The sequence below is a fragment of the Streptomyces anulatus genome (assembly GCF_000721175.1).
In the GTDB taxonomy this organism is placed as follows: Bacteria; Actinomycetota; Actinomycetes; order Streptomycetales; family Streptomycetaceae; genus Streptomyces; species Streptomyces anulatus_C.
The window spans coordinates 92385-105877 of record NZ_JOEZ01000014.1; the positions used below are offsets into that span (position 1 = coordinate 92385).

A 13493-nucleotide genomic window follows, 5' to 3' on the forward strand; every position below is an offset into this window, starting at 1 on the left:
GTGCGCGCGGACGGCCCGGACACGGGCACGGCCGACGGACCGGGGCTGTACGTGTACGCGGTCGTCCGGGCCGGAACGCCGCTGCCCCGGAAGTCCGGGGGCGTCGGCAGCCCGCCCGCCCCGCTGCGGACGGTCGCCGTGGGCCCGGCGGCCGCGGTCGTCAGCGCCGCCCCCGCACAGTTGCGGGCCCGGCGGCGCGATCTGCTGGCCCACCAGGAGCTCCTGACGCGCCTGGCGGGGAGCGGGCCCGTGCTGCCGATGCGTTTCGGCATGGTCGCACCGGACGAGGACGCGCTGCGCGCCCAGCTGGCCGCGGCGGAGCCGGGCCACCTCGCCGCCCTGGACCGGGTCGCCGGGCACATCGAGATGAACGTCAAGGCCTTGCCGGCCCCCGACTCCCTGGCCGCACTGGTGGCGGGGGACGCAACCGTACGGCGGCTGCGCGACGAAACCCGCAGGCGGCCCGGGTACGAGGCCAATGTGCGCCTGGGTGAAGCCGTCGCGTCCGCCCTGGCGCGCCGGGCGGGCGAGGCGGGACGGCGGGTGCTGCGCGATCTGGCCCCGATGGCCCGGGCGACGGCCGGGGGCCCCGAGGTTCCCGGCTGCGCGCTCAACGTGTCCTTCCTCGTGGCGCAGGCCGACAGCGACCGGTTCCGTGCGACCGCCGAGCGTTTCGCGGCGGCCCACCGCGACCACGTCGAGCTCCGCGTCGCGGGCCCGCTGCCCTGCTACAGCTTCGTCGGCGCCGCCAACGAGAGCCCGCGCGCACCGGTCGGCGGAGGCTGACGATGGGGTTGATCTCAGGAGCGCTGCTGCTCCCCCTCGCGCCCGCCCGGGGCGTGGTGTGGGTCGCGGAGCGGTTGCAGGACGCCGCCGAGCGCGAACTCTACGACCCCGGGGTGATCCGCGCGCAGCTGGCGGCACTCAACCAGGAGCTCGACGAGGGGCACATCGGGCTGGATGAGTTCGAGGCGCAGGAGGAGAGGCTGCTCGACCGGCTGTACGCCGTGCAGACCTGCCGGACACCGACGACAGAAGGTGACAGACATGGATGACCAGGCAAAGGTGGCGCTCGCAGCCGCCGTAGTGGGTGGATACGTGCTGGGCCGGACGAAGAAGGGCCGGCTGGCGCTGAGCGTCGCGACCTATGTGGCGGGGCGCCGGTTCGGACTCGAACCCCGCCAGCTGGCGGCCGAAGGGATGCGCAGGCTCGGTGAGGTACCGCAAGTCGCCGAGTTGCAGGAACAGTTGCGGGGCGAGGTCCTCGAAGCGGGGCGCCAAGCGGTGACGGCCGCAGCCAACCGCTCCCTTGCCTCCCTGGCGGACGCCATCGGCGACCGGACGGCCCGGCTCACGGCGGCACCGGACGACGAGGCGGACGAAGAGGGCGAGGGCGAGGAAGAGGGCGAGGAAGAGCCGGAAGGCGAGGAAGAGGAAGAGGAAGAGCCGGAAGGCGAGGAAGAGGAAGAGGAAGAACCGGAAGGCGAGGAAGAGGAAGAGGAGTACGAGGACGAGGAGGAGCCTGAGGAGGAGCCTGAGGAGGACGAGGAGGAGCCTGAGGAGGACGAGGAGGAGCCTGAGGAGGAGCCTGAGGAGGACGAGGAGGAGCCTGAGGAGGACGAGGAAGAGCCTGAGGAAGAAGAGGAGGAGGCCCCGCCGCAACCGTCCAAGGCGAGGAAGTCCCGCGCCAGGAAGGCGGCCCCCGCCAGGAAGCGGGCCGAGAATAAGGCCGCTCCGGCCAAGAAGGCCCCGGCGAAGAAGTCCGCTCCCGCGAAGAAGTCCGCTCCCGCGAAGAAGGCCCCGGCCAAGAAGGCCGCTCCTGCGAAGAAGTCCGCCCCGGCCAAGAAGTCGGCAGCGAAGAAGTCGGCAGCGAAGAAGTCCGCCCCGGCCAAGAAGTCGGCAGCGAAGAAGTCGGCAGCGAAGAAGTCCGCCCCGCCCAAGAAGTCTGCCGCCAAGAAGTCTGCCGCGAAGAAGACAGCGACGTCGAAGCAGTCAGCATCCAAGCGCGCCGACCGCCGGAGGTAGTCAGCCATGGCAAAGACGGACAAGGACGAATCCGAGGCTCCGGCGGAGTCGGGTGTCGACCGCATCAAAGAAGAACTGTCGAAATTCGCCAGCGCTCAGGTCCAGACGCTCGCCGAGAAGGCGGGCGACAAACTCAAGGACCTCACAGGCCAGTTGACCGACTCTGCCGAGAGCGGCTCGCTGCCCGCCATCGGTTCTCGTGTGCTCCAGGGCGAATCCCCGGTGAAGGCGTTCGTCTCGGAGAAGGCCAAGGGGGCCAAGGACGCGGTGATGGACAAGGCGAAGAGCGCGTTCGGCGGCGGTGGTGGCAAGGGCAAGCGCAAGGCCGGCGGCGGCAAGTTCATGAACATCATCGAGGTGATCGACGTCGGCGTGCCGCTGCGTACCGCCTACGACGCCTGGACGCAGTACGACGAGTTCAGCGGCTTCATGAAGGGCGTCCAGAGCGTCTCCAAGGGCGAGGACGAAGAGAGTGACTGGAAGGTCAAGGTCGGCCCCTCCTCCCGCAGCTTCAAGGCCACGGTGCAGGAACAGGTGCCGGACGACCGGATCGTCTGGACCTCCGAAGGCGCCAAAGGCAGCACGCGCGGAGCTATCAGCTTCCACGAGCTGGCCTCGAACCTGACCCGGATCGTGCTGGTGATGGAGTACTACCCGTCCGGGTTCTTCGAGAAGACGGGCAACCTCTGGCGCGCCCAGGGCCGCCGCGTACGGCTGGACTTCAAGCACTTCCAGCGGCACGTGTCCCTCACCGAAGAAGAGCCCGAGGGATGGCGCGGCGAGATCCGCGACGGCGAGGTCGTGGTCAGCCACGAGGAGGCCGTCGAGCGCGAGGAGGAGGAAGAGGCCGAGGACGGGGAGGACGAGGACCAGGAGAACGGCGAAGAGGAGCCCGAGGAGGAAGACGAGGAAGGCGAAGAAGAGGACTACGACGACGAGGAAGAGGAGCCGGAGGAGGACGAGGGAGAAGAGCTGGAGGAGGACGAGGAAGAGGAGCCGGAGGAGGACGAGGAAGAAGAGCCGGAGGAAGACGAGGACGAGGAGGAAGACGAGGAAGACGAGGACGACGAGGAAGACGAGGAGCCGGAGGAGCCGCCCGCTCCGAAGCGCGCGAGCCGCAGGCGTCGGTCGGAGGCCTCGCGGTGACCGACCTCGACTTCCGCCAGGGAGGGCCGCCGGCCAACGGCCCCCAGACCACCAACCTGGCCGACATCCTCGAACGCGTCCTGGACAAGGGCATCGTCATCGCCGGGGACATCAAGATCGACCTCCTCGACATCGAACTCCTCACCATCCGGCTCCGCCTCTTCGTGGCATCCGTCGACACCGCGAAGAAGGCGGGCATCGACTGGTGGGAGACCGATCCGGCCCTCAGCTCCCGAGCCTCGCGCAACGCCCTGGAGGACGAGAACCGCCGACTGCGGGATCGCCTCCAGGCCCTCGAACCGGCGACGGACGAGGACCGCGACCCGGGCCCGGACCGAAGCGCCGAGAGAAACGACAGGAACGACAGGAAGGAGACCGGGCAGAGATGACGCATCGCGCCCACCGGGACCAGGCTCCTGACACCGGTGTCACGTACGTGTTCGCCGTCTGTCGGGGCACCCGTGCCACGCGCACGGCCGATGTCAGCGGCCTGGTCGGCATGCCCGGCGGTGCGGCCGTCCGGCTGCTGCCCTCCGGGCCGCTGACCGCTGTGGTCCAGACCGTCCCGGCCGCCGACTTCACGGACGAGGTCTGGCAGTCGCGACTCTCCGTCCCGCGTGAGATCGAGCGGTACGCGCGGGCCCACCACGAGGTCGTGTCCGCCGCGGCCGCTCACGGGCCCGCCGTACCGCTGCCTCTCGCCACGCTCTACCACGACGACGACCGGGCCCGTCGCGCTCTCGATGAGGAGGCGCACCGCTTCCACAGGGTGCTGAAGCGCATCGCGCACCACGCCGAGTGGGGTGTGAAGGTGTACGAGCCCGCGACCGTCCCCGAGGAAAGGGAACCCGTCACCGCCGGAGGTGGCGGGCGCGAGGCTCCCGCCGCCGGCGCCGGGCTCGCCTACCTGAACCGCAGACGCGGGGTCCAGGAGCGCCGCGAGCGGCGCCGCGAACGGGCCCTGTCCGTCGCGGAATCCGTGGACGCCGAACTCCGTGAGCTGGCTGCCGCGTCGCGCCGCCTCCGTACGCACGGAGCCGTACCGGGAGGTGACGGCCGGGTGCACGTGCTCAACGCGACGTACCTCGTGGCCGAGCACCGGTCGGAAGAACTGGACGTGCTGGTGAGGAGATTGGGCGAGCGGACCGGCGCGCGGATCGAGCTGACCGGCCCCTGGGTGCCGTACTCCTTCGTCGGGGAGGTGTAGCCGTGGCGGCGGATCGCGCGGTGGTGCCCTGGGACAGCGCGGAGCCCTTGAGCGGGCCCATCGGGGTGCCGCTGGTGGACCTGCTGGACCGTGTTCTGGCGACCGGTGTCGTCGTCAGCGGGGACCTGGTGATCGCCATCGCCGACGTGCCTCTGGTGCGGGTGTCGCTGCACGCGCTGCTGTCGTCGGTCAGCGAGCGGGTTCCGGCGCCCTGGGCCGACGGGGGGCCGTTGTGACGGGATCGGTTCCCACCCCGGGTACACGGGTCGATCTGGACTCCGAGCAGATGGGGCGGGACCTGGTGGCCCTGGTCCTCACCGTGGTGGAGCTGCTAAGGCAGTTGATGGAGCGTCAGGCCATCCGCCGGGTCGAGCAGGGTGACCTCAGCGACGAGCAGGTCGAGGAGATCGGGACCACGCTCATGCTGCTCGACCAGCGGATGAAGGAGCTCTGCGACCAGCACGGTGTGCGGCCCGAGGATCTCAATCTGGACCTCGGACCGCTGGGGACGCTGCTGCCCCGCGACTGAGGCCCGGTACCCCGAATGGCAGATGGCCGCGAGGGGGCGGAGAGTGGATGAGGGGGCCCGCACGGGTTGGGAGGAGCACCCGTGGCAACCAACCACTCTCTGTGAGGCGGACATGGTCGACATCGAACCTCGGAACGGAAGCCCGGCGACGAGCGGCGGGAGTCAGAAGAGCGGCGTGCGCGGCAGGACCACCATTGCCGACGGTGTCGTGGCCACCATCGCGGCCATCGCCATCCGCGAGACCGGCGGCGTTCATTCGGTGGGCAAGGGCGCGTCGAAGGCGCTGGGCGCCGTGACGGGCAGGATGCCCGGGTCCTCGGGCAGCGGACGGACCGTGAAGGTCGAGGTGGGCGAGAAGCAGACGGCGATCGACGTCGACGTCGAGGTGGAGTACGGCGTTCCGATCCGTGAGCTGGCCGACCGGATCCGTACGAACGTCGTCGAGGCCGTGGAGACGATGACCGGACTGGAGGTCGTCGAGATCAACATCAACGTCTTCGACGTGCACGTCCCGGACGAGGACGACGAGGAAGAGGACGGCTCGGACGGCGGCGGTTCCGGAACAGGGCGTTCCCGCGTGCTGTGAGCCCGACAGGGCCGGTTGTCAGTGGTGGCTGTGAGGATGGGGAGACCAACGCGGAACACCGCGGAGACTGAGGGGGACCCCATGGGCGCCTGGGACATCGGCCACTTCGACAACGACACCGCGGCCGACTTCGGCGGACGGGTCGACGACGCGGAGCCGGGGAAGAAGGCGGACGTGCTCCGGGACGTCCTGACCGCCGTCGCGGACACCGGGCCGGAGGACTACGTGGACGGCGGCGAGGAGGCGGTGGCCGCAGCCGCATTGGTCGCCGCCCAGTGCCCCGGCGGTGAGCCCGTCACCACCGCGTACGGCCCGAAGGAGCCCCTGCCGCCGCTCCCCGCCGACCTGCGCCCGCTGGCCGTCCGCGCCCTGGACCGCCTCACCGCGAAGAACGCCGAGCCGCTGGACCTGTGGGCGGAGGCCGGTGCGGACCAGGAGTGGCTGGCGGGTATAGCGGCCCTGCGCACGGTGCTGGTGGCGGCGTCGGGGGAGTAGCGTCGCGTCCTCAGCGCTTCGGGCTGCCCGCGCGCACGATCTCCTCGACGTCCAGGGAGACTTCGGCGCCGATCGAGGCGGGCAGGGGGGCCTCCTGACCGGGGGCGTAGACCTCGTGGCGGTCGTAGCCGCCGGGCAGCGGATCGGTCAGGACGTGGACGCGGCCGTGCTTGCGGTCGACGATCACGTACACCGGGATCTTGGCCTGGGCGTAGGCGGTGACCTTGTTGCGGAGGTCGTTCTGGTAGTTCCCGGAGGTGACCTCCAGGACCAGCCGGAAGCAGGCGGGGTCGTAGGAGTTGTTCTCGGCCACGTGCTCGTCGAAGTCGGCGTCGACGATCGCCAGGTCGGGGATCGCGAAGTCCTGGGGGCCGCTGGGTAGCCAGAGGCCGACGGCCTGGAGGACTCTCGACTCCTCGCCGTGCAGGCCGGCGGCGAGGAAGGGGACCATGAGTGTGGTCAGGGCGTCGGCGTGCGGGCCGTCCGGGGGTGGTGCCACGGTGATGACGCCTCCGATGATCTCGACGCGATGCCCCGGAAGCTGCTCCATGAGACGGTTGGCCGTTTCGAGCAGCGTTTCCGGCTCATCGTCACAGGGGTGCTCGACTGCTGCTGCAGACATTGCGGGCCTCCCGGCATGGGCGCTGGTGTCGAGGCCATCATCGTAGGGCGGGACAGCCCGGTACCGCGCTTCTGGCATATGCCACCCGGTCGAGCGAAGCAGAGACGGCCCGGCACACCGCGTGGGTGCCGGGCCGTCTCCGTACGGTCGGGATCCGGGAAGCTACAGCTTCTCGATCACGTAGTCGATGCACGCCGTCAGCGCCTGCACGTCCGCCGGGTCGATCGCCGGGAACATCGCCACGCGCAGCTGGTTGCGGCCGAGCTTGCGGTACGGCTCGGTGTCCACGATGCCGTTGGCGCGCAGCACCTTGGCGACGGCCGCCGCGTCGATCTCGTCCGCGAAGTCGATCGTGCCGATGACCTGCGAGCGCTTCGCCGGGTCCGTGACGAACGGGGTCGCGTACTTGGACTCGTCGGCCCAGCCGTAGAGGTGGCCGGAGGACGCGGCGGTGCGGCCCGTCGTGAAGTCCAGGCCACCCTGGGTGTTCATCCACTTCAGCTGCTCGTTCAGCAGGAAGAGCGTGGACAGCGCCGGGGTGTTGTACGTCTGGTTCTTCAGCGAGTTGTCGATCGCCGTCGGCAGCGAGAAGAACTCCGGGACGTGCCGGCCCGAGGCGTGGATCCGGGCGGCGCGCTCCAGGGCGGCCGGGGAGAACACGCCGATCCACAGGCCGCCGTCGGAGGCGAAGGACTTCTGCGGGGCGAAGTAGTAGACGTCGCTCTCGGTGATGCCGACCGGCAGGCCGCCCGCACCGGAGGTGGCGTCCACCAGGACGAGGGCGCCCTCGTCGGCGCCCGCGACGCGCTTGACCGGGGCCGCGACACCGGTGGAGGTCTCGTTGTGGGTGAAGGCGTAGACGTCGACGCCCGCCTCGGCCTCCGGGTCCGGGTGGGTGCCCGGGTCGGAGGCGATGACGGTGGGGTCGGACAGCCAGGGCGCGAGCTTCGCGGCCTTGGCGAACTTCGAGGAGAACTCGCCGAAGCTCAGGTGCTGGGACTTCGACTCGATCAGACCGTGCGTCGCGATGTCCCAGAAGGCGGTGGATCCGCCGTTGCCCAGGATGACCTCGTAACCCTCGGGGAGGGACAAGAGACTGCGCACGCCGTCCCGTACCTCGCCGACCAGGTTCTTGACCGGGGCCTGGCGGTGGGACGTACCGAGGAGAGAGGTGCCGGTGGCGGCCAGCGCGTCGAGCGCCTCCGTCCGCACCTTGGAAGGACCGGCGCCGAAGCGTCCGTCTGCGGGCTTGATGTCAGCGGGAATCTGGATGTCGGCCACGGGACGGAGCGTAGTCCCTCGGTGGCACGGCTCAGCAACCGTGTCCGTCCGATGAGACGCCCGATCCGGCCCGTGGACCCCCGCGACAGGGAACTCCTACGCGCCGTGGCCGGACGGGCAGCCCAGTTCCACCGGCAGCTCGTACAGGTCGTTCTGCGTCACGATCGGCTTGTTGCGCAGCTCGGCGGCGGGGACCGCCAGCTCCAGTTCCGGGAACCGCTCGTAGAGGGCGGGGAGTGCGATGCCCGCCTCCAGGCGGGACAGTGCCGCACCGGGGCAGACGTGCGGGCCGTGGCCGAAGGCGATGTGGCGGTTCGGGGTGCGGGAGGCGTCGAACTCGCCTGCCGTCGGGCCGTGACTCTCCTCGTCCCGGCCCAGCGCACCGAACGAGATGATCAGGCCCTCGCCCTTCGGGAGGATCCTGTCGCCGACCTCGATGTCCTCCGTCGCGAAGCGGATGAGGACGTGCGAGGTCGGGGTGTTCCAGCGCAGCGTCTCCTCGATCACGCCGTCCCACCCGATCTCCCCGTTCAGCACCTTCTCGCGCTGCTCGGGGTGGGTCTGGAGCGCCTCGACCACGTTGACGATCAGACTGATGGTGGTCTCATGTCCGGCGGCGATGATCAGCTGCAGCGTGTTGACGATCTCCTCGTCGGTGAGGTGGTCACCGTTCTCGGAGGCCGCGATCAGCGCGCTGGTGAGGTCGTCGCCCGGGTTCGCCCGCTTGGAGTCGACGATCTTCGTGAAGAGGGCCGCGAGGTCCGCCATCATCTGCGGGACCTCCTCCGGCGGCGTCTGCGTCGAGAAGAACTTCTCGAACAGTTCCTTCAGCCGGGGGTGGTCCGCCGCGTCCACGCCCATCAGCTCGCTGATGACGTTCATGGGCAGCGGATAGGCGAACTCGGCCTTCAGGTCCACCGGCTGCCCGGCCGGGAGGGCCGCCAGCTTCTCCAGGCTCGCGTTCGTCAGCGCCTCGATCCCGGCGCGCAGCCGCTCCACCCGCTTCACCGTGAGCGCCTGCGCCACCAGCGTTCGGAGACGGCGGTGGTCCGCCCCGTCGACCGTCAGCATCGAGCGGCCCGGGTTGGCCAGGCCGATCAGCGGCCAGTCCATCGGTATCTCGCCGCGCTGCCAGGCGCCCCAGACGTTGATGTCCTTGACCACCCGGCTGTCGGTGAGCAGCGCGCGGGCCTCGGCGTGGCGGGTGACCGCGTAGACGTGCACCCCGCCCGGCAGTTCCACCTCCGCCAGCGGACCGGCGGCCCGCAGCGCGGCGCTCTCGCCGTCGAGGTCGGTGACGAACGGGTCGAGCGCGATGCGGGTCATGCGGGGCCTCCGAAGTGTCCGGGTCTTCCGACCGCGGGCGTGGGCGTGAAGGTCACCGGCAGGTCCGTGAGACCGCGCAGCCACGGTGACGGGCGGCGGGTGAGCTGCTCGGCGGGGACGGCGAGGTCCACGTCGGGCAGCCGGTCGAGCAGGACCTCGATGCCGGTACGGGCGATGACCTCGGCGGTCTCCTGGGCCGGGAACGGGCAGCGGTGCTCGCCGTGGCCGAAGGAGAGGAAGGCGTTGTTGCCGCCGGTCAGCGCCGAGGCGTGGGTCCGTACCTGCGGGTCGCCGTTGGCGGCGGCGATCCCCAGGATCAGCAGGTCCCCGGCGCGGATGTGGCGGCCGCCGATGTGGGTGTCGCGGGTGGCCCAGCGGCCGGCCACGTTCTGCGACGGGGTGTCCTCCCAGAGGACCTCGTTCATCGCCTCGGCGACGCTGTGCCGGCCGCCCGAGAGCGAGGCGGCGAACCGGTCGTCGGTGAGCATCAGGCGCAGCGAGTTGCCCATCCAGTCGGCGGTCGGCTGGTGACCGGCCGCCATCATCACCATGAGGTCCTGGGCGACCTCCTCGTCGGTGAAGCCGCCGGTGTCCGCGAGCATCCGGCTGGCGACGTCGTCGCCCGGCTCCCGGTGCTTGTCGGCCAGCAGCTGGAACATCGACATCCCCAGGTGCTGCTGTCCGGCGAGCGCCCGCTCCCGGCCGTCGATCATGTCGTTGATCGCGTCGACCAGCGGGTGGGCCTTCTCGTCGGAGAAGCCGTAGATCCTGGCCAGCACGAGGGCGGGGAGCAGTTTGGCGTACTCCGCGATGATGTCGACCGAGCCCTTGGTGCAGAACCGGTCGATCAGCTCGTCCGCGAACTCCTCCGCGTACCGCTTCAGGGAGAACGGGTCGACGCCCTCCAGCGCGTTGCTGATCATCATGGCGCGGACGCTGTGGCGCTCGCCGACCGTGTAGAGGATCGAGGGCTGCTTGCGCCCGATCATCGGCAGCAGCGGCCAGTCGTCGGGGATGCGGTCCCACTGGTTCCACAGGTCGGAGTCCCGGCTGAAGAGGGCCGGGTCGCCGGTGACCTGGTGCAGTTCGCGGTAGCCGAGGACGAGCCAGGCGGGCACGTCGCCGTCCAGCACGACCGGGGCGATCGCCCCGTGGTCGCGCCGCATGTCCCGGTAGAGCTGGACGGGGTCGCTCTGGAAGCGGGGCCCGGACAGGGGGACGGACCCGCCGGTCACGGGACAGCCGGAGGCAGTGGTCACGGGGCGGGCTCCGGGGTCGGGCCGGCCGCCGCCAGGGCCGCCTCGGGGGCGCGGAGGCGGGCGGCGGAGAGCGCGGCGAGGTGCTCGACGAGCGTGATGAGCACGTACTTGCTGGAGGAGCGGTCGCGGGCGTCGCACTCCACCAGCGGCACGTCCTCCGAGAGGTCCAGGGCCTCCCGGATCTGCTGCTCGCTGTGGAGCGGGCCGCCGAAGTCGTTGCACGCCACGATGAACGGCGTGCCGTGGTGCTCCAGGCGGTCGATGGCGTACCAGGAGTCGGCGAGCCGCCGGGTGTCGACGAGGACGACCGCGCCGAGCGTGCCGGAGAACAGCCGGTCCCACAGGAACCAGAAGCGCTCCTGTCCGGGGGCGCCGAAGAGGTACAGCACGGAGCGTTCGTCGAGCGTGATCCGGCCGAAGTCGAACGCCACCGTGGTGGACGTCTTGGCCTGGACGCCGTCGAGGTGGTCGACGGCCTCGCCCGCGCGGGTCATGGTCTCCTCCGTGTTGAGCGGACGGATCTCGCTCACGGATCGGACCATGGTGGTCTTGCCGACCCCGAAGCCGCCGACGACAACGATCTTGAGTCCGTTGTCGGCCGTCGAGCTCAGGGCGGCGCGGTCAGAGGTTGCGGAGTCCAACGAGCACCTGTTCCAGGATGTCGGGGTCGGGGAGCCGGTCCGCGACACGGGCTGTACGGGGGTGGCGAGCGCTGATCCGGCTGGTGTCGAGCAGGTCGCACAGCATGATGCGGACGATGCTGACCGGCAGGTTCAGGGTCGCGGCGATCTCGACGACGGCGGTGGGGCCCTGGCACATCCGCAGGATCGCGACGTGCTCGGACTGCATCCCGGGGGCCGGGTCGCACTCGGCGACGACGAGCGTCACCAGGTCGAAGGCGGCGGAGTCGGAACGGCTGCGTCCTCCGGTGAGGGTGTACAGCCGGTCCGGATCGTCGTCGCGGCCCGGTCGGGGGCGGGGCGCCGTCGTCATACGGCCGGAACCTCCGCGGGGGTGCGCGGCGGTGCGACGAGGTGTTCACCGAGCTGCTCGACGAGCTCGCTCATGTTGTGCCCGACGAGGCCCACGTCGGAGTCCTCGTCGGCGACGACGGCCAGGTGGGCCCCGGCCCCCGCCTCGACGATGAACAGCACGCCGCCGTAGAACTCGGCCATCGCGGACCGTACGCCGCCGGTGCCGTCCCCGAACTCGATGGACGCGCCGTGCGACAGGCTCTGGATCCCGGCGGAGATCGCGGCCAGCTGGTCGGCCTGGTCGACGGAGAGCTCGGGGGTCCGGCACAGCTTGAGGCCGTCGCGGGACAGGACGAGGGCGTGGCGGGTACCGGGGGTGCGGTCGAGCAGCCCCTCCAGCAGCCAGTTGAGCTTCTCGTCGGTGGTCGCGGTCATCGGGTGTTGCCTTCCGGGTGCGTGGAGTTGGCCCGTACCGCCTTGCTGAAGGTGCTGAAGCGCGCTGCCTGGACCTTCGGGTCGGTGGTACGGGCCCGGGGGGTTTCGGCTCCGCCGGGGGTGGCGTTGCCGGTACGGGACTCGGCGGCGGCCAGCGTGCGGCCGCGGCGGCGCTTGGGCAGGCCGCTCTCGCCGAACGCGGGCACGGCGCCGGTGGACTCGGACTCCGAATCCACGAAAGCGCCCGAGGACTCCGACTCCGCCACCGGAGTCGGGGGCGTGGAGGCGTCGTCCGCGGTGAGGGACCGGGCCGCGGGGGCGGCGTCGGCGGTGTCCGCTCCGGCGGCCGAGGCGTGCGAGGGCTCCGGCTCGGCGGGGGCGGCCGGCGCGTGGGCCTGGGCCGGGACCGTCGCCGTCGGGGTCACCGGGCTCGGTGCGGTCGCCCGGGAGATGAGGTCCTGGGGGAGCATCATCAGCGCGCCGGTGCCACCGCGGGCGGACGGCCGGAAGGAGACGGTCAGCCCGTGCTTGCGGGCCAGCCGGCCGACGACGGCGAGCCCGAGGCGGGTGCCGGAGAGGTTGGTGAGGTCCTGGTTCTCGGCGGAGACCGCCTTCTCGGCGCGGCGCAACTGCACCTCGCTCATGACGAGCCCGCTGTCCTCGACGGTGATGACGATGCCCGCCGGGACCTCCTCCACGTACACATGGACCTCGGCGGTGGGCGGCGAGAAGTTGGCCGCGTTGTCGAGGAGCTCGGCGAGTGCGTGCATGACGCCCTCGGCCGCGTGACCGGCGATGGCGACATCGCTGGTGGAGTGCAGGCGGACCCGCTGGTAGCTGCCGATCCGGCCCATCGCGCCGCGCAGGATCGACTCCATGACGATCGGCTTGGCCCAGCGCCGGCCGGAGCGGGCCCCGGTCAGCACGGCGATGGAGTCGGCGAGGCGGCCCGCCTGGGCGGTGCGGTGGTCCAGGTGGAGCAGGTCCCCGAGCACGGACTCGTCGGAGTGCCGGTGCTCCATCTCGCGGAGGTCGGCCAGCATGCTGGTGGCCAGGGCCTGCATCCGCCCGGCCGCGTTGGCGCAGGCGGCGACGGCCGCGGAGCGCTCGGTCTCGGCACGGGTGGCGCGGGCGGTCAGCCGGTCGACGGTGATGCCGAGGCGGGCCTGCTCGGCGGCGGCCTCCGCGGCGATCCGCTCGTTCTCGGCGCGGGCCTCGGCGGCGACCCGGGCGGTCTCGGCGGAGGCGGCGCCCTTGATCCTGGCCGTCTCCGCGGTGAAGCGCTGAGCCTCGACGGCGGAGGCGGAGACCAGGCGCGAGGTCTCGGAGGTGAACCGCTGGGCGTCGGCGGCCCGCAGGGCGCGCAGTGTCCGCGCGGTCCCCAGGGTGTGGACGGTGACGGCCACGCAGACGCTCAGCAGCACGGCGGCTGCGCCCGCGCCCCAGGCCAGCGGGGTCCGTACCGCATCGGGGGCCGCGGCGACGCCCCACAGGGTCAGCGTGCCGGTTGCGGCTGCCGAGATCAGCAGGGCGAGTGCGGTGGGCCGGTGTGAGGGGCGCAATCGGAGTCCTCGGTGGCGGACGGTGCGGGACGGTATGGGGCGTACG

Annotated in this window: 18 protein-coding genes; 10 read left to right on the plus strand and 8 right to left on the minus strand. The window is 71.2% G+C overall.

Features of this window, described 5'->3' with window-relative positions:
• From IG90_RS0117020 to IG90_RS0117065, 10 genes are all read left to right on the plus strand, one after another.
• Entirely contained in the window at positions 1-786 is a 786-nt protein-coding gene (locus IG90_RS0117020; protein ID WP_030584569.1) for a GvpL/GvpF family gas vesicle protein, read from the plus strand.
• Between the two features lie 2 nt (positions 787-788).
• Positions 789-1055 carry a gas vesicle protein GvpG gene (locus IG90_RS0117025; RefSeq protein WP_030584572.1) on the plus strand — a complete coding sequence of 89 codons (267 nt, stop codon included), beginning with the start codon at positions 789-791 and terminating at the stop codon, positions 1053-1055.
• Positions 1048-2025 (plus strand): hypothetical protein, encoded by a 978-nt coding sequence (locus IG90_RS44325; RefSeq protein ID WP_030584575.1) that lies wholly within the window; start codon positions 1048-1050, stop codon positions 2023-2025. The genes IG90_RS0117025 and IG90_RS44325 overlap by 8 nt, the downstream gene beginning before the upstream one ends.
• A gap of 6 nt (positions 2026-2031) precedes the next feature.
• A complete protein-coding gene (locus IG90_RS0117035; RefSeq protein WP_030584578.1) occupies positions 2032-3171 on the plus strand; it encodes an SRPBCC family protein in 1140 nt (379 codons plus the stop codon).
• Positions 3168-3560, plus strand: a complete 393-nt coding sequence (locus tag IG90_RS0117040) for a gas vesicle protein (protein ID WP_030584581.1) — start codon at positions 3168-3170, stop codon at positions 3558-3560. The genes IG90_RS0117035 and IG90_RS0117040 overlap by 4 nt, the downstream gene beginning before the upstream one ends.
• Entirely contained in the window at positions 3557-4378 is an 822-nt protein-coding gene (locus IG90_RS0117045; RefSeq protein WP_030584584.1) for a GvpL/GvpF family gas vesicle protein, read from the plus strand. Before IG90_RS0117040 ends, IG90_RS0117045 begins: the two co-directional genes overlap by 4 nt.
• 2 nt (positions 4379-4380) lie before the next feature.
• Positions 4381-4614, plus strand: a complete 234-nt coding sequence (locus IG90_RS0117050) for a gas vesicle protein (protein ID WP_030584587.1) — start codon at positions 4381-4383, stop codon at positions 4612-4614.
• Positions 4611-4907, plus strand: a complete 297-nt coding sequence (locus tag IG90_RS0117055; protein ID WP_030584590.1) for a gas vesicle protein K — start codon at positions 4611-4613, stop codon at positions 4905-4907. The genes IG90_RS0117050 and IG90_RS0117055 overlap by 4 nt, the downstream gene beginning before the upstream one ends.
• A gap of 112 nt (positions 4908-5019) precedes the next feature.
• Positions 5020-5493 carry an Asp23/Gls24 family envelope stress response protein gene (locus IG90_RS0117060; RefSeq protein WP_030584593.1) on the plus strand — a complete coding sequence of 158 codons (474 nt, stop codon included), beginning with the start codon at positions 5020-5022 and terminating at the stop codon, positions 5491-5493.
• Positions 5494-5574: 81 nt separating this feature from the next.
• Positions 5575-5988: a DUF4259 domain-containing protein gene (locus IG90_RS0117065; RefSeq protein ID WP_030584596.1), complete on the plus strand. Its 414-nt coding sequence runs from the start codon at positions 5575-5577 to the stop codon at positions 5986-5988.
• Between the two features lie 10 nt (positions 5989-5998).
• Here IG90_RS0117065 and IG90_RS0117070 read toward each other — a convergent pair whose 3' ends face one another.
• The 8 genes from IG90_RS0117070 to IG90_RS0117105 all read right to left on the minus strand — a co-directional run bounded on the left by IG90_RS0117070 (position 5999) and on the right by IG90_RS0117105 (position 13447).
• Entirely contained in the window at positions 5999-6610 is a 612-nt protein-coding gene (locus tag IG90_RS0117070; RefSeq protein WP_030584599.1) for a Uma2 family endonuclease, read from the minus strand.
• Between the two features lie 162 nt (positions 6611-6772).
• Positions 6773-7891 (minus strand): phosphoserine transaminase, encoded by a 1119-nt coding sequence (gene serC, locus IG90_RS0117075; RefSeq protein ID WP_030584602.1) that lies wholly within the window; start codon positions 7889-7891, stop codon positions 6773-6775.
• A gap of 96 nt (positions 7892-7987) precedes the next feature.
• A complete protein-coding gene (locus IG90_RS0117080) occupies positions 7988-9217 on the minus strand; it encodes a cytochrome P450 family protein (RefSeq protein ID WP_030584604.1) in 1230 nt (409 codons plus the stop codon).
• On the minus strand, positions 9214-10476 hold the full coding sequence (locus IG90_RS0117085; RefSeq protein WP_030584607.1) for a cytochrome P450: 1263 nt from the start codon (positions 10474-10476) through the stop codon (positions 9214-9216). Before IG90_RS0117085 ends, IG90_RS0117080 begins: the two co-directional genes overlap by 4 nt.
• On the minus strand, positions 10473-11117 hold the full coding sequence (locus IG90_RS0117090; protein ID WP_030584610.1) for a GTP-binding protein: 645 nt from the start codon (positions 11115-11117) through the stop codon (positions 10473-10475). The genes IG90_RS0117085 and IG90_RS0117090 overlap by 4 nt, the downstream gene beginning before the upstream one ends.
• Positions 11098-11469: a DUF742 domain-containing protein gene (locus IG90_RS0117095; RefSeq protein WP_030584613.1), complete on the minus strand. Its 372-nt coding sequence runs from the start codon at positions 11467-11469 to the stop codon at positions 11098-11100. The genes IG90_RS0117090 and IG90_RS0117095 overlap by 20 nt, the downstream gene beginning before the upstream one ends.
• Complete coding sequence (locus tag IG90_RS0117100; protein WP_030584616.1) at positions 11466-11885, minus strand: roadblock/LC7 domain-containing protein; 420 nt, start codon at positions 11883-11885, stop codon at positions 11466-11468. The genes IG90_RS0117095 and IG90_RS0117100 overlap by 4 nt, the downstream gene beginning before the upstream one ends.
• Complete coding sequence (locus IG90_RS0117105; protein WP_030584620.1) at positions 11882-13447, minus strand: sensor histidine kinase; 1566 nt, start codon at positions 13445-13447, stop codon at positions 11882-11884. Before IG90_RS0117105 ends, IG90_RS0117100 begins: the two co-directional genes overlap by 4 nt.
• Positions 13448-13493 lie beyond the last annotated feature (46 nt).